This window comes from Corynebacterium striatum, from assembly GCF_016728105.1.
GTDB lineage: Bacteria > Actinomycetota > Actinomycetes > Mycobacteriales > Mycobacteriaceae > Corynebacterium > Corynebacterium striatum.
In genome coordinates, this window is record NZ_CP068158.1 from 1,120,296 (window position 1) to 1,136,019 (window position 15,724).

18 protein-coding genes are annotated in these 15,724 nt (G+C 58.8%); 3 read left to right on the forward strand and 15 right to left on the reverse strand.

Annotated elements, in window-relative coordinates; all coding sequences use genetic code 11:
* Positions 1-112: 112 nt before the first annotated feature.
* The 3 genes from hemC to I6I72_RS05300 all read right to left on the reverse strand — a co-directional run bounded on the left by hemC (position 113) and on the right by I6I72_RS05300 (position 2,737).
* Positions 113-1,000, reverse strand: a complete 888-nt coding sequence (gene hemC, locus I6I72_RS05290) for a hydroxymethylbilane synthase (protein ID WP_005527606.1) — start codon at positions 998-1,000, stop codon at positions 113-115.
* 15 nt (positions 1,001-1,015) lie between these two features.
* On the reverse strand, positions 1,016-2,383 hold the full coding sequence (locus tag I6I72_RS05295) for a glutamyl-tRNA reductase (RefSeq protein ID WP_049063217.1): 1,368 nt from the start codon (positions 2,381-2,383) through the stop codon (positions 1,016-1,018).
* Between the two features lie 111 nt (positions 2,384-2,494).
* Positions 2,495-2,737, reverse strand: coding sequence for a glutaredoxin family protein (locus I6I72_RS05300; protein ID WP_005527603.1), 243 nt, complete (start codon positions 2,735-2,737; stop codon positions 2,495-2,497).
* 153 nt (positions 2,738-2,890) lie between these two features.
* Here I6I72_RS05300 and I6I72_RS05305 point away from each other — a divergent pair, with 153 nt between their 5' ends.
* A complete protein-coding gene (locus I6I72_RS05305; protein WP_005527602.1) occupies positions 2,891-3,907 on the forward strand; it encodes an HAD-IB family hydrolase in 1,017 nt (338 codons plus the stop codon).
* A 69-nt stretch (positions 3,908-3,976) separates the two neighbouring features.
* On the opposite strand, the gene I6I72_RS05310 is transcribed toward I6I72_RS05305, so the two are convergent.
* From I6I72_RS05310 to I6I72_RS05330, 5 genes are all read right to left on the reverse strand, one after another.
* A complete protein-coding gene (locus tag I6I72_RS05310) occupies positions 3,977-4,078 on the reverse strand; it encodes a 30S ribosomal protein bS22 (protein WP_003855542.1) in 102 nt (33 codons plus the stop codon).
* 255 nt (positions 4,079-4,333) lie between these two features.
* The gene (locus tag I6I72_RS05315) at positions 4,334-4,522 is read right to left on the reverse strand and encodes a helix-turn-helix domain-containing protein (RefSeq protein ID WP_005527601.1); all 189 of its coding nucleotides are present in this window, start codon (positions 4,520-4,522) and stop codon (positions 4,334-4,336) included.
* A 260-nt stretch (positions 4,523-4,782) separates the two neighbouring features.
* Positions 4,783-5,574, reverse strand: coding sequence for a pyrroline-5-carboxylate reductase (gene proC / locus I6I72_RS05320; RefSeq protein WP_005527600.1), 792 nt, complete (start codon positions 5,572-5,574; stop codon positions 4,783-4,785).
* A gap of 141 nt (positions 5,575-5,715) precedes the next feature.
* Positions 5,716-6,600: a hypothetical protein gene (locus I6I72_RS05325; protein WP_049063218.1), complete on the reverse strand. Its 885-nt coding sequence runs from the start codon at positions 6,598-6,600 to the stop codon at positions 5,716-5,718.
* A gap of 9 nt (positions 6,601-6,609) precedes the next feature.
* Entirely contained in the window at positions 6,610-7,539 is a 930-nt protein-coding gene (locus I6I72_RS05330; protein ID WP_080548581.1) for a Ppx/GppA phosphatase family protein, read from the reverse strand.
* 33 nt (positions 7,540-7,572) lie between these two features.
* On the opposite strand from I6I72_RS05330, the gene I6I72_RS05335 reads away from it, so the two are divergent.
* Positions 7,573-8,472, forward strand: a complete 900-nt coding sequence (locus I6I72_RS05335) for a hypothetical protein (RefSeq protein ID WP_005527596.1) — start codon at positions 7,573-7,575, stop codon at positions 8,470-8,472.
* Here the strand turns inward: I6I72_RS05335 and I6I72_RS05340 are convergent.
* From I6I72_RS05340 to I6I72_RS05350, 3 genes are all read right to left on the reverse strand, one after another.
* A complete protein-coding gene (locus I6I72_RS05340; protein WP_049063219.1) occupies positions 8,469-9,167 on the reverse strand; it encodes a response regulator transcription factor in 699 nt (232 codons plus the stop codon). The genes I6I72_RS05335 and I6I72_RS05340 overlap by 4 nt on opposite strands.
* Complete coding sequence (locus tag I6I72_RS05345) at positions 9,164-10,426, reverse strand: sensor histidine kinase (protein ID WP_005527593.1); 1,263 nt, start codon at positions 10,424-10,426, stop codon at positions 9,164-9,166. Before I6I72_RS05345 ends, I6I72_RS05340 begins: the two co-directional genes overlap by 4 nt.
* Positions 10,427-10,513: 87 nt before the next feature.
* Positions 10,514-11,260, reverse strand: coding sequence for a phosphoglyceromutase (locus tag I6I72_RS05350; protein WP_049146073.1), 747 nt, complete (start codon positions 11,258-11,260; stop codon positions 10,514-10,516).
* Between the two features lie 176 nt (positions 11,261-11,436).
* Between I6I72_RS05350 and I6I72_RS05355 the strand changes: the two genes are divergently transcribed.
* Positions 11,437-11,706 carry a hypothetical protein gene (locus tag I6I72_RS05355; protein WP_146213169.1) on the forward strand — a complete coding sequence of 90 codons (270 nt, stop codon included), beginning with the start codon at positions 11,437-11,439 and terminating at the stop codon, positions 11,704-11,706.
* Here I6I72_RS05355 and I6I72_RS05360 read toward each other — a convergent pair.
* The 4 genes from I6I72_RS05360 to I6I72_RS05375 form a co-directional block, all read right to left on the reverse strand.
* The gene (locus I6I72_RS05360; RefSeq protein ID WP_152908282.1) at positions 11,703-12,893 is read right to left on the reverse strand and encodes an ABC-2 family transporter permease; all 1,191 of its coding nucleotides are present in this window, start codon (positions 12,891-12,893) and stop codon (positions 11,703-11,705) included. The two genes, I6I72_RS05355 and I6I72_RS05360, sit on opposite strands and share 4 nt — an antisense overlap.
* 286 nt (positions 12,894-13,179) lie before the next feature.
* A complete protein-coding gene (locus I6I72_RS05365) occupies positions 13,180-13,860 on the reverse strand; it encodes an ATP-binding cassette domain-containing protein (protein ID WP_034656496.1) in 681 nt (226 codons plus the stop codon).
* Positions 13,861-13,929: 69 nt separating this feature from the next.
* Positions 13,930-14,586 (reverse strand): response regulator, encoded by a 657-nt coding sequence (locus tag I6I72_RS05370; protein ID WP_005527588.1) that lies wholly within the window; start codon positions 14,584-14,586, stop codon positions 13,930-13,932.
* Entirely contained in the window at positions 14,586-15,707 is a 1,122-nt protein-coding gene (locus I6I72_RS05375) for a sensor histidine kinase (RefSeq protein WP_049145105.1), read from the reverse strand. Before I6I72_RS05375 ends, I6I72_RS05370 begins: the two co-directional genes overlap by 1 nt.
* Between the last annotated feature and the right edge of the window lie 17 nt (positions 15,708-15,724).

Below are 15,724 nucleotides of genomic sequence, written 5' to 3' on the forward strand. Positions count from 1 at the left end.
GGCCAAAATCCCAGGCCAGAAGTCCTGGGATCTGTTTAAGGGGGGCCAAATCATTGGAGGCCAATGATCGTGTGCTAGATACACCTTAAATTATCAAGGCCTAAACAAAAAATTAGTTGCCCAGCAGCTCGGCTGCACCGCGGGAGAAAAGCTCCTCGGAGACAGCGCTGCCCAGCTGGGCTGCATCGCTCAAAGGTCCCGTTGCGGAAGCCAAAAGCTGACGCGATCCGTCCAGGGCGAAGACGCCACCGCGCACGGTCAGCTGACCGTTCTCTATGGTGGAGGTTGCAGCCACGGGCGCGGTGCAGCCTGCCTCCAGGCGGGAGAGGACAGTGCGCTCGCCGAGGGAGGCGGCGGAAGCCTGCTCGTCAATCAAGGTCTCGATGGCACGGGCTGCGGCGGAGTCCTTGACTGCCTCAATGGCCAGCGCGCCCTGCGCTGGGGCCGGCATGAAGGTGTCCGGGGCAAAGACCTCGCTGGCCATGTCCTGGTAATCGGCACGGACTAGGCCCGCGTAAGCCAAGACCACGGCATCGAGTTCACCGGAGGTCACCTTGCCCATACGGGTGTCGATGTTGCCGCGCAGCGGCTGAATGTCGAGGTCTGGGCGCATCGCCTTGAGCTGGCTAATACGGCGCGGCGCCGAGGTACCCACGCGGGCCCCCTCGGGCAGCTGCGCCAAGGTCAGGCCGTCGCGTGCCACGAGGGCTTCGCGCACGTCCTGGCGCTCCGGCACGACGAGGAGGAAACGCTCGTCGGCCGCGGTGGGAAGGTCCTTGAAGGAGTGGACCGCGATGTCGCACTCGCCACCGTAAAGCGCCTCGCGCAGGGCCTGCGTAAACACGCCCACACCGATGCGCTCGACGGGCGCCATGTTGACGTCACCATGGGTGGTGACGATGTGCAGCTCTGACTCAAAGCCGTTGGCTTTCAGCCATTCGCGCACGTGGCCCGACTGCGTGGTGGCCAGCTTGGAACCGCGAGTACCGATCTTGAACATAAAAAGTTTTTCCTCTTACTTGGCGTTGTTCTCTTGGCTCTTTTTGACTTCACTCAAGTCGGGCAGCTGGTCGACGTCGACCGCCACACCTGTGCCTTCAATCTGCAGGCCAAAGAGTTCCTGCAGGGCCGTCTCGTGGCTGACTGTACCGGAGTTAGCAGCCAGTTGCTTCGCACGAACGGTCGGCTCGTGCAGGAGCTTGTCCACCACGCGCTTCAAGGCGCGGTTGACGTCATCCATCTGCTTATCATCGAGCTCCGGGTGCTTCTGGGTCAGGCGCGCAACCTCGCACTCGACGAGGTCGGCGGCGCGGCGTCGCAAAGCAGAAACCGCGGGCACCACGTCGCGCACGCGTTGTGCGGAAGCGTAGGCCTCGAGCTCCTCGTTCACGATGCGGCGTGCCTGCGCGTGCGGGCTCGTACCAGCAGCGATGTCGGTATCCGCAGCGCTCAGGGAGCGGCTCAGGCGCTCAATGTTGACCAGATCCACACCTTCAGCCTCCGCAGCTGCGTCCTCGATGTCACGCGGCAGGGACAGGTCAATGAGCATGAGGGTGCGGCCGGTGACGCCATGCTTGGCGACGTCGTCTGCCTCAATGGTGAAGTTCTGTGCACCGGTAGCGGAGATGGCAAGGTCTACCCGGCCGAGCACGCGGGCGCGGTCTTCAAAGTCGATGACCTCGGCGTGAACCCCAGCCTCATGGGCATGGGAAGCCAGGCGCTCTGCGCGCTCGCGGGTGCGGTTAGCGATAATGAGCTCCGCGCCCAAGCGGCCCGCATGCGTTGCCGCGAGGGAAGCCATGGCCCCTGCCCCCAGAATGAGCGCGGTCTTGCCGTGGAGATCCTCTACGCCCATGCGCTGGGTGGCCTGGTCGAAGGCGAAAGACACCATGGAGGAACCGGCCTCGTCGATCTCGGTTTCGGTGTGTACTCGCTTGCCAGTGTGCAGCGCGGACTGAGCCAAGGCGTGGATACGCGGGCCCACAGTTCCCTGCTCAGCCGCAGACTGGTAGGCGGTGCGCACCTGGCCGATAATCTGCTGCTCGCCCATCACCATGGAGTCAAGACCGGAGGTAACCGTCATGAGGTGCTCAGCGGCCGCGTCGGCATAACGCACATACAGATAACCGCGCAGCTCATCTTCCGGGACACCAGAAACCTCGGTCAGGACGTGCACGACGTCTTGGACTCCGGTGTGGAAGGAGTTGGTGACCGTGTATACCTCCATGCGATTGCACGTGGAGATAATCATGGCCTCGGACAGAGATTGTGCAGAAACCAGCTCCCCGCAAGCGGTCGTTTGCACCGCGGCATCCATGCTTAGCTTCTCCAGCAGCGCTACTGGTGCCGACTGGTGGGACATGCCCACGACGAGCACACTCATGCACAATCCTCCACTTTCAGATCAACCCTTTGATTGATGCAAATCAACCAAAAGACTACTAGTTGGTTCGGAAAAATCCGAACTAAGGCAGTACTAATTCGCCTGAATCAATTAAGAAGCGAGCTCCGCGGCCAGCTCGTCATTGTCGACTTCCCAGCAAGAGAACTCCTCGCCGTCAATAACCACAACGGGCACGCGGTCGCCATATTCCATGGCCAGCTCTTGATCCTCATCGACGTTGCGCACATTAAATTCGGCGTCAGCAGCCTCCACGACCGGAGTGATTTGTTCCCGGACTCGCTTGCAGGAACCGCAGGTAGTACGGACCATCAACTCGACGACGCGGCGCGACATATAACTATTTTCTCCTGACTTAGACGCTCGAAAAGACGCCATTGGCCTAAAGGTTTACTATGGACACGATAGTCTGCCACACCGTCGAAAGCTGCATGCGTGTCCGCATCCTCTAGTTCCCCTGGGGCCTCCCAGCCCCCTACCCCACCCATAATGCCCAATTCTCCGCGCGACTTCCTTGCAAACTGGACAGCCAGCCGCGGCAATCTCCGCAACTTCTTGGAGAACCAAGCCTTTGCTCCGCTTGATGATGAGGCGCAAAAGGCAGCAGGTGAGGCCGCTGCCAGCGCGGCGGTGGACAGCATCTTCGGGCTGGACCTTAAGTCCTACCACTCGGGCGTGGACTCTGTGCAGGGCTCTTTCGAATCCGCTGGGGCAAAGAAGATCACCCAGCCGGACCCCGACATCCCGCAGGACGCCGGCGCGGCCGCCTTCTTCGACGTGGACAACACGCTCATTCAAGGCTCCTCGCTCGTGGCCTTTGCCTTTGGTTTGTACCGCAAGCGTTACTTCAAGCTGCGGGAGATCCTGCCAATTGCGTGGAAACAGCTGAAATACCGCGTCTCCGGCAGTGAGAACGCCGACGATATCGCCGCCGGCCGCGTTCAGGCCTTGGAGTTTGTCAAAGGCCGCACAGTGGAAGACATGGTGGCACTGTGCGAGGAAATCGTGGACGCCTCGCTGGCTCGCCGCGCCTACCCGGGCACCAACCAGCTGGCGCAGATGCACATCGCGGCCGGCCAGCAAGTGTGGCTGGTGACCGCGACCCCGGTTCAGCTAGCCCAGGTTCTGGCAAAGCGCTTTGGCTTCACTGGCGCTCTGGGTACGGTCCCTGAGGTTGTCGATGGCAAATTCACCGGCCGTCTCGTGGGCGATATCCTCCACGGCCCCGGCAAGACCCACGCAGTCGCGGCATTGGCCACGATAGAGAACCTCGACTTGGAGCGCTGCACGGCCTACTCTGACTCCGTAAACGACGTTCCCATGCTCTCGATGGTGGGGACCCCCGTGGCCATTAACCCGGACTCCAAGCTGCGCGACGTGGCTGAGGACAACGGCTGGCTCATCCGCGACTACCGCTCGGTGCGCAAGGCAGTACGCACCTACGGCCTGCCTGCCATGGCCACAGCTGCCTTCTCCTACGGCAGCTGGCGTTTGATGCGCAAGTAAGGAATCAGTCAACTCCCGGGCTAAGTAGCAAGAAGGCCCTGACTCCCAAAGGAGCCAGGGCCTTAATGTTTACTTGCCAAGCTTACGACGCTGAACGCGGGTACGGCGCAGCATCTTGCGGTGCTTCTTCTTGGACATGCGCTTACGGCGCTTCTTGATGACAGAACCCATAGTAGGTTTCCTCACTTTCGAGATCAGTACGTACTAAACCTGCCAGCAACAGCCTGGAAATGGCCGCTAAGGTGCACTTCTCAGCAACCCCGCACTCTCCTAGGAATGCTCCTCGAAAAACGCGGAAGACGCAGGACCGCTGGCACGAATGGTCACTATCTTACCCAGAGTGCACCTGAGCACCAAAAAGGCAGCGCCCACCACCGCAGACCAAGCTGGTCAACAGAGGTGGGCGCTGCAAAGGCGCGAGTAAATTCAAGCTCCGTAAACGGAAGCCTCAAGGTACTCGTTAACAGCAGACTCGTGAACACGGAAAGAGCGTCCAACGCGAACTGCCGGCATCTCGCCTGCGTGAACCAAACGGTAGACAGTCATCTTGGAGACTCGCATGATCTCTGCGACCTCGGCGATGGTCAAAAAGGTTCCCTTATCTTCATTAGCCATAGTTAATCTAACCCTTCAGCCCGTGACGCGCTGTAGGCTTCCCCTCCCACAGGACATTCACGCACGTGCTTGTACTAGCCTAGCGTGAAACCTGTGACTAATGCGACCCAAGAGCCAAATTTTTTCTCAGGTGTCCCCCAGCTAACCTCAAACTCCCCGCACAACTGGTGTCACACCAGGATCACGCTATGAAGAATTTGGTCCACTCAAGGGGACACCCGCATAACAACGATGTCGTTTAAGGCCACAAAAGTCGGGTTCTAGCCAAGCTCCTTGGCGCGCTGCGCGCAGGCCTCAGCCGCGCGGTAGAAAGCACCGCGAATACCCGACTCTTCGAGCTCGCGGATCGCAGCAGCCGTAGTGCCACCAGGAGAGGTCACTCCAGCGCGCAACGCCAGCGGTTCGCGGCCTGAGCCCACGAGCATCGCTCCCGCGCCCGCTGCGGTCTGCGTGGCGAGCTTGGTAGCGACGTCGCGTGTAAGGCCCAGCTGCACACCCGCATCAATCAGAGACTCCACCACGAGGAAGAAGTACGCCGGTGCCGAACCCGCCAGCGCGGCAGCAGCGTCGATGTCCTTCTCGGCCACCACAGCCACTTCACCGACGGCCTCCAAGAGCTTGACGACGCCCTCAAACTGCTCATCGCTCACGTGGGTACCCTTAGTTGCCGTACTCATGCCCTTTCCCACGAGCATCGGGGTATTTGGCATAACACGCACCACCGGTACGCCCTCACCAGCCGCGGTCTCCAGCTTTTCGAGCTGAACGCCTGCCGCAAGTGACACAGCGACGGCGGTCTTGGGCAGTTCGGCCTCCGCAAAGACTTCTTCGATGGCATAAGGCTTGACGCAGCCGAACACGAAGTCCGCATCCTGGGCGGCTTCCTTGTTATCACTGGCCGTCTTCACGCCATAGGTCTTCTCCATCTCGGCGCGACGCTCCTCGCGACGATTAGTCACCACGATGTCTGCGCCGTCGTAGCCCGCATTCACGAGTCCAGAAACGAGCGCCTCACCGATTTGTCCTCCACCTAGTACTGCAATCTTTGTCATGGACACCACAGTGCCAGAAAGCCCGAAGTCTGGCCAAAGCCCACTGTTGGCAAACAAAAAGCGCGCCCCCGTTCTAGTGAACGATGGGGCGCGCTGTGCGTTAAGCGTGGCCGCTCAACCTTGGCGATGAGCGCGGTGGTGCTACATCACGATGAGCAGCGGGCCGAAGGTCAGCACGAGGCCAACGAATGCAGCCAGCGTCATCGAAATGCCGTCCCGGTTGGTGCGCAGTACGTGTACGAGCGCCACCATGAGAGCAGTAACCGCAATGGCGAGGATTGCCACAACAGTGCGGGAGAAGCTATCCCACAGGATTTCAAAGCCCTTGAAGACGACCGCACCAAGAACGATGCCGATGAGTGCAAGGAGAAGTACGGAGAACGGGTTGAGCTTCTCGTCCTCTTCCTCGAAGTCCTCCTCGGTCTCGACAACGTCAGTCTGGTCCTTCTTGTCCAGCTCCTTCTCACTTACCTGTACCGAGACACTAGCTTCGGTTGCGCCATCGGCGGGCGGGGTCAGGGCGTCGTCAAGCTTGGCGTCGGATTCCTTCTCCGCAAGCTTGGCCTCAGCCTTGTCCCCCTTCACCGCGTCGCCCTTGGCGACGCCGCTCTTAGCGACGCCGCTCTTGTCAGCAACGGCCGAAGCGGACTGCTTAGGCGCGGACTTCTCGTCCACGCGCTTGATGACGTGAGTGTCCTCAGTGGAAGGCTGGAATGCACTCTCCGTCTTAGCGTCCTTGACCTTGTCGCTCTCCGGCGCTTCAGCCTTCTTGGAGTCTTCTTCCTGCTTCGGTGCAGGAATGACCGGTGCGGTCTCGTCGATGGAAACGCTGGAGTGCTTCGACTGGGCCGGGGTGGCCGTTACCTTCTCAAGGTTGCCGGTAAGTTCGGCAACGGACACGCCACCGTCTTCCAAGCTACGGCGGCGGCGACGACGGCGCGAGCCGCCCTCAGATTCAGCACCAGCGTGCTCCTTCGCATTACGTGCGAGGAGCTCCGCTACTGTCAACTGTTTTTCATCAGCCACGTCTAATTCCTATTCCAGTCCCTTATCGGTGCGTCGCAGAATCACGCCTTCACGGAGTGCCCACGGGCAGATCTCCAGCTTCTCAATGCCCAAGGCGCGCATGCTTGCCTCGGCCACCAATGCGCCTGCGACGATTTGATGCGATCGGTTAGAACTTACTCCTTCAAGGTCCGCTCTGTCTGCTGCAGTCATGCGGGAGATGAAGGAAATGAGCTGTCGCAGACCCGGTGCAGTCAGCGTACGCTTCACATACGGACCCGCCGAAGAAGGCGCAGCACCCGTCAATCGGGCCAGCGTACGGAAGGTTTTCGAGGTACCCACCGCAAGGCCAGCTTCGCCCATGGCACGCATCTGCGAAGTCGCACTTACCAATTCAGCATCGATATAGTCACGGAGCATATTGACCTTAGCCTTTTCAGGCGGATCGGTATCAAACCAGTTGTGGGTCAAGCGGCCTGCCCCCAAGTCAAGGGAAAAGGCCAAGTCAGGGTGTTCATCGGCACCCGTGGACAGCTCCAGGGAGCCACCACCGATATCGAGGTTAGTGATGCGGCCAGCCGACCAGCCATACCAACGGCGAACCGCGAGAAACGTCAGGCGCGCTTCTTCCTCACCAGAGAGGATTTCCAGGCGTACGCCGGTTTCCTTCTCCACCGCGTCGAGCACGTGCTCCGAGTTCGGGGCAGAGCGAACCGCCGAGGTAGCAAAAGCCATGAACTCATCACAGCCCAGCTTCCTTCCCAGCTCATTCGCTTCACCGACGGCAGAAATCAGCTTCTTCAAGCCTTTTTCATGGATGTTGCCATCCTTGTCCAGCTGCTCCACAAGGCGCAGTGGGGTCTTCCAATCGCTCATCGGGCTCGGGCGTCCGCCCGTTGCGGCGTCTACCGCAACGAGATGAACAGTGTTGCTTCCGACGTCTAATACACCTAATCGCACACTCCTAGAGTAGTAGGTCTACCGTGGGTAGGTGTGAATCGCCCGAAATCTAAAGAGGTCTACCTCGGTTTTCCAGCCACCTCCCCCGCCGCCGCATCCATCCTCGCGGGCCGCGAAGAGGCTCCTGATTTTCCGCGCGAATGGTTCGAATTCACCAACCCAGCGGACCCGCTCCACGTCTTCTCCATCGATCTGACGTGGGTGGAATCGCACTACACGTGCCAATTTGGGACCTCAGCCTGCCACGGCATCGACAAGCAGCAGCCCGACGTCGGGTGCTGCGTCCATGGCGCCTACATGGCCGACGAGACCGATAGGGAGCAGCTATACGACGCCGTCGAGCGCATGCCCGCCAAGTATTGGCAGCTGCGCCCGGCGGGGGTAGATAAATACCTCGCCGAAGAAGATCCCACCGAATTAGAACCATGGCTGGTGTGGGACGAGCTCGATGGTGATGACGGCGAACCAGAACCCGCGCTCAAGACCCCCATCGTGGATGGCGCGTGCATCTTTGCCAACCGCGCGGGCTGGGCCACCGGCGCCGGCTGCGCGCTCCATCAGTGGGCCATGGCGGAAGGCGAAGAGCTGACCGTGGTCAAACCGGAGGTGTGCTGGCAGCTGCCGCTGCGCCGCCACGAGGAATACGAGGAGCGCCCAGACGGCCAAGAAATCCTCCGCACCACCATTGGTGAGTATGACCGCCGCGGCTGGGGTGGCGGCGGCGAGGACTTCGACTGGTACTGCTCCACGGATGCAGCCTGCCACACCTCACCAGAGCCGATGTGGTGCTCTCAAAAGACCGAGCTCATCGCTCTTATGGGCGAAGAATGCTACGCCATCTTGGCAGATCACTGCGCGGCCCGAGCGCAGGCCGCAGCGGCAGGCGTAAAACTCACCCGCCACCCAGCAAGCGTGAAAGCCGACGCTTACTAAAGCTCAAACTTGTAGCCGAGCCCACGCACCGTAACTAGGTGCTGCGGGCGAGAGGGCTCAGCCTCAATCTTGGAGCGCAGGCGCTTGACGTGGACGTCGAGAGTCTTGGTGTCGCCAACGTAATCGGCACCCCAAATGCGATCGATGAGCTGCCCGCGGGTCAGCACGCGGCCCGCATTGCGCAGCAGGTACTCCAGCAGATCAAACTCTTTGAGCGGCATAGATACTTCCTCGCCGTCCACCATGACGATGTGACGCTCCACGTCCATACGCACGCGGCCGCCTTCCAGAATCTGCTCCTCGAGCCCTTCTTCTTGGGACTCAGCCGAAACGTCATGGCCGCGGCGCAAGACAGCGCGAATGCGCGCGATGAGTTCGCGGGAAGAATAAGGCTTGGTCACGTAGTCGTCAGCGCCCAGCTCGAGGCCAACGACCTTGTCGATCTCCGAGTCACGAGCCGTCACCATGATAACGGGAACCGAGGAGGTGGCACGCAGTTGCTTGCACACATCGGTGCCGGACATTCCCGGCAGCATGAGGTCCAAAAGCACAATGTCAACGGTGTTGTTGGCGAACTGCTCCAGGGCGGTGGGTCCGTCCGAGGCGAGGATTACGTCGAAGCCTTCCTTCCGGAGGAGGAACGCTAACGGGTCCGCCAGCGACTCTTCATCTTCAACGATGAGGATGTTGGTCATTGTGCTTTGTCCTTTCGACGTGCGGCTACGCGAGCGACGGCACGAGGAAGCCCAGGCGCAGCTGAGCCGATGGCACCATCTACTTCATTATCCTGATTCTCTACGTTATCCGCTGCAGTTTCGTCTTTATAAATAGGCAGCTCGATCGTGAAGGTCGAACCCGTGCCCGGCCGCGACCACAGCTTAATATTTCCGCCGTGGTTGGCCACCACGTGCTTGACGATGGCCAAACCTAAGCCCGTTCCGCCAGTCTGGCGGGAGCGGGCCTTATCCACGCGGAAGAAGCGCTCGAAGACTCGCTTTTGGTCCTCCGGGGCGATACCGATTCCGCGGTCAGTCACGCGTACGAGCACGATGTCGGTACCGACGATCTTGAGAGTCACCGACACCGGCATCTCATCCGGCGAGTAGTGGATGGCATTGGAGATGAGGTTGGAAATAGCGGTGATAAGCAGAGCCTTATCGCCTTTGACCTGCACTCCCACCGGCTTGCCGCGGGTAAGTTCAATCTGATGTGAATCGGCTGCCAGCTGGTTGCGAGAGATTGCCTCATCAACTAGTTCATCTAGATTCAGCGGCTCCATCTCCGGCAGCGCCTCTGCGCCTTGCAACTTAGATAGGGAAATAAGCTCGTTGACCATATCCGCCATGCGGCTGGCTTCATTTTGTAGTTTGCCACCGAAGTACTCCACGGTTTCAACGTCAGTCGGGTCATTGAGCAGAGCCTCCGCCAGCAATGCGATACCACCGACCGGCGTCTTGAGCTCATGCGAGACGTTGGCCACAAAGTCGCGACGTGCCGCCTCCATGCGCACGGACTCCGATTCGTCGGTGCCGTACACGATGACAAAGCGGTCGTCGTTAAGCGTCAGCGGTTTGACCACCGCCAACACCTGCGTGACGCGGTTTCCCGTGCGGCGCTTGGGGATGGAGAGGTCCAGCGAGCGAGTTTCCTTGTCCTCAAAGACCTCTTCAGCGACCTTCCAGATGTCAGGATTAACAGACCTGTCATGGACCAGCGACATCTCATGCGCAGAGGGATTAGAAAGAATGACTTCCTTTGCCCGGGAGAGCACGGTGATGCCGGTCGGTGCGCCTTGGATTGCGAGGTGCAGCACCTGGCTCACGGTGGTGACCTGGTTTGCATCGGCTTCGTTGGACTTGCGGTAACGCTCCCAGCGCCCGCGGAACCACGTGATCACCGGTAGGGCGAGGCCGCACACGACCACGCCGGCAAAGAAAGCTAAAACTAGTTCCACGAGTCCACTAAAAAGTTAAATATTTAAAACGCAACAATCCCCAGGGAGTATAAACCCCCTGGGAACTCTATGGAGTCTTAAAGGTACTTACTTGGCACCCTGTGCGGCAACAGCGGCTGCGCCCGCTGCGGCTGCTTCCAGATCCAAGTAGGTGCCGCCTGGGTTGACTACGTTGCCGTCTTCCGCAATCTCGTAGACCAGCGGAATACCGGTAGGAATGTTCAGGCCAGCAATGTCCTCGTCAGAGATGCTGTCGAGGTGCTTGACCAGTGCGCGCAGGGAGTTACCGTGGGCAGCGATGAGGACAACCTCGCCCTTCTTGGCGCGCGGAAGGATCTCTTCCTCGAAGTAAGGAACGAAGCGCTCGACGACGTCCTTCAGGCACTCGGTGCGTGGGACCTGGTCGAGGTCTGCGTAGCGCGGATCATCGGACTGGGAGTACTCGGAGGAGTCCTCAAGCTCTGGTGGCGGGGTGCCGTAGGAGCGGCGCCATGCCATGAACTGCTCATCGCCGTACTTCTCCTTGGTCTCAGCCTTGTTGAGGCCCTGCAGAGCGCCGTAGTGACGCTCGTTAAGACGCCAGTCGCGTACGACCGGAATCCAGTGGCGGTCAGCAGCATTAAGAGCGATGTTTGCGGTGCGGATAGCACGGCGCAAGAGGGAGGTGTAGAGAACATCTGGCAGGATGCCCTGCTCCTTGAGCAGCTCGCCGCCGCGCTTTGCCTCTGCCTCGCCCTTTGCGGTGAGGTCAACATCTACCCAACCGGTGAACTGGTTGGATTCGTTCCACTGGGATTGTCCGTGTCGAAGAAGAATGAGCTTTCCGTTAGTCATGCCTACAAGCATGCCAGTTTTTAATAGTCCGCGCTGCAACTTTTAGCCTTCGGAGGTAACCGAAAACTCCCTACAATGGGCTTTTATTGCTCAAGAAATCTAAATCACAATTAAATGGAAAACACTCACCGAGAGCAGAAGCTGCCATGCACGTAATTCAGATAGCCCCACCCCACTTGGAAACTAACGATTCCCCTTCCCTGGCACTGCGCGTGTGCCACGAGGCGGACAGTGCACTGGTGGGTTATCTCGCGGGCAACGGTGAAATCCTCTCAATTGCTGACCTCGACGTCCCCACCGCCGAAGGCCCCATCGAACGCGAGTGGACCGAAGAGATGCTGCAAGCTGCCGCCGCGCCCGTGGCCGCGGCTGGGGCATGCTGGTCAAGCAGGCGCTCTGGGGCGAAGTTCTGGTGGACTTCTTGGACGAAGTCACTCGCGGGTTAAGAATCCGAGCTCCCGACCATGGGAGCCTTCTTCTGCCAGCAGAAACAAAGAGATGCGAGCGCTACCACCACCACGGGTATCGCTACTGTCATTCGGCCGATATTCGTGACCGTCTCCGGCCAAGCGTTAAAGGCTACAGTCCACAATGGAGTATTCGCGAGGACATCTCCGCCCAACGTAAGCGAAATGATCGCAAACACGATGCTCAGAGCAAGCGTGAACGTGCTCCCGAATCGGGCATTGAATAACAAGCTTGCCAAAGCGATAATGGTGCCCACTGCAATGCTGAGCACGAGTCGGCGAAGCTCATCGCCCAGCGCACCGCCAGCAATGAGCCCAGCAAGCAAGCTGCATGCTGACATTACAGCGACCACGCTGATTAACCAGTAGATAAAGGTGCTTCGGCACCCTCGATATTCGAGCAACATCAACGGCCAACTATCGCGCAGTGCAGCCCATCCCAACACGGGTGCAAGCCCCGATCCGATGGGCAAAATGCCGAACACGAACAGGCCATGGACATAAGAGGCCGGGTAGAGCAAAGCGGTAAACACCATCAGCATTGCGCTGAGAACCATGCAGGCCACTAGCGCTGGTGTCGTAGCCGCAAAGCAAAGCGCTAAAAATGGCCATGGCCGTTGTGCGCAATCCCTTTTAACCACAGCGGGCTTCCATCCCACCCCAGGTTCATTTGCTGCCACTTTCGAGCGTCGGACTAGCCGTGGGTGCCAGCTATCTGGTGCCCAGAGCGCTACTGCCATTCCCACCAGAGCAAGAAGAACGCACAAAGCTAATGCGTTCCATGGTTTCTCAGCTGCCAAAGGCACACCCGGCTCAAGTGGAACGGAGTTTCGGTGAATGCCCATTATCGGCAGTACAGCTCGCACCGGCCACGCTGGCGGGCAAATCCACCAATTGTCGGCTTCCACGACGGGATTTAGGGCAAAGAATAGTTGCCAGATAACAAACACTACGAGTGTCACTACCAAGTTGGTCAGGCGTGCTACTGCTGCTGCCAATCCAGCAATGCCAATCGAGCCGACAAAGCACAGCACACCGACAGCGAGAATGCGTGAGCTATTCTCGCGCGAATAGACGGCCAACCAACTTCCGCCGAAATTAATTACATGAAATACAGCGATGCTGAGGAGGACAACGAGGAGGCGGGCCAACCTTTCGGCATTCAAGAATCGCGTCCTTCGCACCTTCGGAAGCCCCGCCAAACGCATATGCGTCCCGCCAAACCGAGCACGCTTCTCCCGTGCCTCCGCAGCCGCAGCAAACATTGCAACAAGTGGAGCCGCCATCCCAGTGACATACATTGATTGCCACATGAGTACGCCCGTCGCATCGGTGGCAGGAGATGCAAGGCGAGAAAGGTTATATGTCAGAAGGACCAAAGGCACGGCTATCAAAGGCAGCCACACCAACGAAGTACCGCGAGCGCGCAGCAGCTCTGCGCAAAGTTGACGCCTAAACATTGCGTCCCCCTGCGGTGAGGCGGAAGAACTCCTCTTCCAAGTTTCCTACCGGAGCCAAATCACGCAGAGGCCCCGAATAAACGATTTCACCTTGTGCCAGCACAGAAATGTCATCTGCGAGATGAAGTACTTCCCCCAGTTGGTGAGAACTAACTAGAACCGTGCCGCCTCGCGCAGCCCAGTCACGCAGCAGCTCGCGTAGCTCGCTGATTCCTTGCGGGTCAAGGCCATTTTGCGGCTCATCAAGTACGAGCACTTCGGGGTCTCCGAGAATCGCTTGTCCTAGGGCCAACCTAGCTTTCATTCCGGTGGAAAAACTCTTGGCTTTCTTGCCGCCGACGTCCACCAGCCCAACCACAGCAAGAGCCCGATCTGCCTCCTCCGCGGGCAGACCAAGCAATCTTGTGTGCACAAGGAGGTTATTCCGTGCGCTGAGGTGGCCGTAGAAAGCTGGTCCGTTCAAGGACGCACCGACCGTAGGCAGCTCACCGATGGTTCCAGAATCTGCAGATGAAAGTCCCAACAAAATCGACATCAGGGTGGACTTTCCCGCGCCGTTTCGCCCAAGCAAAGCATGTACTCGTCCAGGAGTTACTGAAAGCGAGACGTCGTTGAGGACTCGCTGGTTCCCGAACGACTTGGTGACACGTGACAAGCTAAGTGATGAGGACATGAAAGAAGTATGTCGCCGTAGCTTCTTTCCTGTATCCCCCAGCAGAACCAACCTTGGCCTGAAGTTCTCCTACTGCAGTAGGACTTTTTGGCCTAGCAACACCAAAGCCACGCGGTCCCTAGCTTGCAGCTTCGACATGAGCGAGGAAACGTGCGTCTTTACGGTGGTCTCAGCGAGGACGAGTTCTTGGGCAATTTCCCGGTTAGTCGCGCCACTAGTGATCAGCCGCAGCACTTCCAACTCGCGTCGAGTCACCAACGCAAGCCCCTGCCTTTGCGCTGCTGATAGTTCGGCTCGTCCAGCAATCGCTGCGCGATACCCCTCCAAAACGGTTCCGGTCACTCCGCTTGCTAGGACGGCTTCTCCTGCATAAACCGCACGAACAGCCCCAACGAGCACCTCCGGATCAGAGTCCTTGAGGAGGAAACCATGAACTCCCGCGAGCAATGCAGAACGAACCAGCTCCTCTTCATTGAACGTCGTAAGCATGATTACTCGGAGTGAGGCGTTCCTCGCCAAAAGCGCGTTTGCCGCAGCAATTCCATCCATTCCCGGCATCCGAATATCAAGAATCGCAATATCGAGCGAATGCGCAGCTGCAGCCTCGACGGCTGCTTGCCCATCACTAACCGCGGCAACGACCTGAATGTCCCCTGCGGCATTAAGAATGGTTTCCAACGCACTGCGCAGCAGCGGCTGGTCATCAGCAAGAAGTACTCGAATCATTATGTTGTCCTCTGCGGAAATTGTGCTTCAACTAGGAAATGCCGAGCGTCTCCGGAGGTACGCACCCAGCCACCCAATGCTGTAGCTCTTTCGGCGATTCCAACCAAACCTACACCGGCGCCAGCAGTCTCCCCTTGTGATCTGCCCCAAGACTCAACACTAAGGGCAGCAGAATCAGACAGGTTCAAATGAACTTTCGCGCCTGTTCCTTGGTGGCGAAGCACGTTAGTCAGTGCCTCCGTGATGATCCGGACCAAAGCCAATTGGGTTAGCGCAGGAAAGGCTACAGAGGAAACGGGAAGCTCTGCGCTGATTTCCAAACCTGCAGCACGAAAACCTTCCACGACCTTGGGAATATCGGATAGCTGGCGAGATGGCTCCCGGGTTGTCGGCGCCCGCAATGAATACACAATTGAACGAACCTCAGCAAGCGCCCTGTCCGCTTCAGTTCGGATTGTCCGCAACGCTTCCTCCGACGTCCCCGACGCAACCAAACCAGCATTTGCTTGCACCTTAATGAGCGTCAACGAATGAGCTAATACGTCATGCAGCTCACGAGCAATTAGAAGCCGCTCTTCTTCCTGAGCTTCACGCTGCCGTGCCTGCCGCTCCAGCTCTTTGTCCCGCAAACGCACCGCAACTACATAGACGAGGAGCAGAAGTAGCCAGTGGAACAGGAACGTGAATAGAAAATCCGTTCCGCTTCGGTATCGCTCGGTCAGGTCTGGTTGCAGCTTCCACATGAACGGCGAAGCGAAGGTGCCAGCGAACGTTGCGCCGAGAATCACCTTTGGAATCCACCGTTCTTCACATAAACGCGCAGAAGAATAAACAGCTAAAGGCGCAGCGACCAACCACGGAGAGAATCCAGAGTTAACGGGAAGCGCCCAAAACCAAGTGATTGCCCATACAGCGAGGCAGAAAATCATGCCTGCCGAAGCCAAAGCAGGACGCGAGCGCCAAATCAGAAAGAAAGGGACGAAAGCCCACGAAACCACAGCTTGCGCGATGTAAATCCCCATGGGCAGCGGCCCCGGTACCAGGGTGTACAAGAGCGCCAGTAGCACGGCCAAGCCCGCAAGCAGCACATCGCCTAAGCGGAGAGTGCGCAAAAAAGTCATGCCTTTAAACCTAAGTC

What these genes read in the sequence shown, in the direction of transcription:
- I6I72_RS05300 (WP_005527603.1), bottom strand. Translation starts at nt 2,737, where the DNA reads ATGTCGCGCCGCGTCGTCGAGTTGATGGTCCGTACTACCTGCGGTTCC.
- I6I72_RS05315 (WP_005527601.1), bottom strand. Translation starts at nt 4,522, where the DNA reads ATGGCTAATGAAGATAAGGGAACCTTTTTGACCATCGCCGAGGTCGCA.
- hemC (WP_005527606.1), bottom strand. Translation starts at nt 1,000, where the DNA reads ATGTTCAAGATCGGTACTCGCGGTTCCAAGCTGGCCACCACGCAGTCG.
- I6I72_RS05350 (WP_049146073.1), bottom strand. Translation starts at nt 11,260, where the DNA reads ATGACTAACGGAAAGCTCATTCTTCTTCGACACGGACAATCCCAGTGG.
- I6I72_RS05310 (WP_003855542.1), bottom strand. Translation starts at nt 4,078, where the DNA reads ATGGGTTCTGTCATCAAGAAGCGCCGTAAGCGCATGTCCAAGAAGAAG.
- I6I72_RS05305 (WP_005527602.1), top strand. Translation starts at nt 2,891, where the DNA reads ATGCCCAATTCTCCGCGCGACTTCCTTGCAAACTGGACAGCCAGCCGC.
- I6I72_RS05340 (WP_049063219.1), bottom strand. Translation starts at nt 9,167, where the DNA reads ATGACCAACATCCTCATCGTTGAAGATGAAGAGTCGCTGGCGGACCCG.
- I6I72_RS05365 (WP_034656496.1), bottom strand. Translation starts at nt 13,860, where the DNA reads ATGTCCTCATCACTTAGCTTGTCACGTGTCACCAAGTCGTTCGGGAAC.
- I6I72_RS05370 (WP_005527588.1), bottom strand. Translation starts at nt 14,586, where the DNA reads ATGATTCGAGTACTTCTTGCTGATGACCAGCCGCTGCTGCGCAGTGCG.
- I6I72_RS05375 (WP_049145105.1), bottom strand. Translation starts at nt 15,707, where the DNA reads ATGACTTTTTTGCGCACTCTCCGCTTAGGCGATGTGCTGCTTGCGGGC.
- I6I72_RS05295 (WP_049063217.1), bottom strand. Translation starts at nt 2,383, where the DNA reads ATGAGTGTGCTCGTCGTGGGCATGTCCCACCAGTCGGCACCAGTAGCG.
- proC (WP_005527600.1), bottom strand. Translation starts at nt 5,574, where the DNA reads ATGACAAAGATTGCAGTACTAGGTGGAGGACAAATCGGTGAGGCGCTC.